This window comes from Planktothrix sp. FACHB-1355, assembly GCF_014748295.1.
Classification (GTDB): domain Bacteria; phylum Cyanobacteriota; class Cyanobacteriia; order Cyanobacteriales; family Aerosakkonemataceae; genus Aerosakkonema; species Aerosakkonema funiforme_A.
On sequence record NZ_JACJUP010001137.1, the window covers coordinates 1 to 2,214 of the forward strand.

At 47.3% G+C, this 2,214-nt stretch carries 1 protein-coding gene and 1 pseudogene; both read left to right on the forward strand.

Going from position 1 to position 2,214, the window contains the following annotated elements; translation table 11 throughout:
- A pseudogene (locus H6S82_RS29935) lies at window positions 1–181 on the forward strand (SRPBCC family protein); the annotation flags it as partial.
- A 295-nt stretch (window positions 182–476) separates the two neighbouring features.
- Window positions 477–2,138, forward strand: a complete 1,662-nt coding sequence (locus tag H6S82_RS29940; RefSeq protein ID WP_190472502.1) for an iron uptake porin — start codon at window positions 477–479, stop codon at window positions 2,136–2,138.
- Window positions 2,139–2,214: the final 76 nt, after the last annotated feature.

Sequence of the window (2,214 nt, forward strand, 5' to 3'; positions counted from 1 at the left end):
TTTACCGGGCGTTGAGGAACGGGTGACTTATAAAGTGCAGTCTACAGTCTGCGGTACTCAGATTTCCTGTTCGATTACTTTGCAAGGGTGGTTATCCCCCCTCATCTGGTCGCTGATTCGAGCCAGTGCCGCACGGGTGGCCGCCGAATTAGCCCACGCAGCTGAGCGAGCGTGCTTGTAGGCTGTTGTAGTTGTTGAAGTTAACAAGCATTGCATCATAGCGATCGTTGAACTATCTTTCATAATCTGGCTTAGCTAATACATAAGAATGCGATCGCTCTGCCAAACAAGCTATTCAAAAAAACCTACTTTTCCTACTAATTGAAAAATCACTCGTTATATGATTGTTGCTATATTTAGCTTCAAGTCAAAAAAGCATGGGTTTAAAAGTAGTGATAAAATTTTTACATTATTTCCATGCGGTTGACTTTTTCTGGCTCGAATAACTGGCTGTGGTGTGAGCTTCGATACTAAGTATGAATAAACTATTTTGCAAAACTTTGGCACTGACGCTAACTTTGTTAGGCAGTGGGCTGCTGCGATCGCACGGAGCAATAGCTGGAGATTTAGCAATCAACGAGGAATCAACTGCCTCACCTACTCCGGGCTTGGCAAATCCGTTTGTTCCCAAGTCATCGGAAAAAAGATCTTCTATGGCAAGGGTAACCTCGGTATCTCAGCTAACAGATGTGCAGCCAACGGATTGGGCGTTTGGCGCATTGCAATCTCTGGTGGAGCGGTACGGTTGTATTGAAGGTTATCCAGATGGCACTTACCGGGGCAACCGGGCGATGACGCGCTACGAATTCGCTGCTGGTTTGAACCAATGTTTGAATCGAATACAAGAACTCATCGCTTCCCTACCCCAAGGCGTCACAAAAGAAGACCTAGCCGCCTTGCAAAGATTGCAAGAAGAATTCGCTAGCGAACTTGCTTCTTTAAGAGGGCGCGTAGATTCTCTAGAAGCTCGTACAGCAAGATTAGAAACACAACAGTTCTCGACTACCACCAAGCTTAGCGGTCAGGTATCGATGTATGTTGGAGATGCCTTTGGGGAAAGGGCTGGCCCAGCGAATAACACGACTTTTGGCTACCAAGCTTTTCTGACTTTCCTGACCAGCTTTTCCGGTAAAGATAGCTTGATCGTCGGTCTGGAAGCCTCTAATCTGGAAGTATTTAGTACGGAAACCCGATTTCCCGAAACCGACACTAGGGGCACTAGCGATGAAACTCGTTTTGTGATTCCGGCCAAGTACGTATATGGATTTGGTAATAACGATATTTCCCTCAACCAATTGCAGTACCGCTTCCCGGTGGGCGACAAATTGACGGTTTCTCTGGATGCGTTTGCCAGCAATCGGGTTCTTTCCGCTAACATTACCACTTTGACCGACTTGGGTACCGGTCCGATATCCTATTTCGGTAAAACAAGTCCCTTACTTTACCCAATTAACCAGCAGGCAGGGATTGGTTTGCAATGGCGGGCTGCTCCCTGGTTAAACGTAGACTTTTCCTTGGCAAACGAATTTACGGCAAATGACCCCAGTAAGGGACTATTCCAGGGAGGTTACGCAGCTTCTGTCCGTCCGGTGATCACTTTGGATCGGCTTAGGGTTACTGGGTCTTATATGAACAGCTACTCGCCTCAGTTCGGAATCGATACGGCTGCTGGTAGTAACCCAGCCAAAATAAATGGGGCAGGGCCGGTGGTGGCAAACACTTTTTTTGTCGGCTCTTTCTATCGATTATTTCCAAATTTTGATGTAGGTGCAGGTCTGGCTCATTCTAAAGTGCGAACTTTGGGAGAAGGCACCAAGGGAGATGCTGAGGTATGGCAGTACGACTTCAATATAGTTTTGTATGATGTGGGCAAAAAGGGAAATGTGGCTGGGCTGACTGTTGGGATACAACCGAGGCTGGGAGGCACCAGTAATGCAGCGCTGGCACAGGCGATCGGTTTAGAACCGGGACAGCGGAGCGATCGCGATGTTGGTTATCATATTGAGGTGTTTTACACCCATCGCGTCAACGACAATATCTCTATTACCCCTGGAGTGTTCTGGCTGACAGCGCCTAACCACGACGAACGCAACCCCGATGTTGTTGTTGGTGCGATCAGAACTACCTTCAGCTTCTAGGTAAGTTGATTTTACCTTGGCGAGGCCGAAGTTTAAATCTAAGATCGTTACTATCGGCTAATTTGAGCTACCTTCA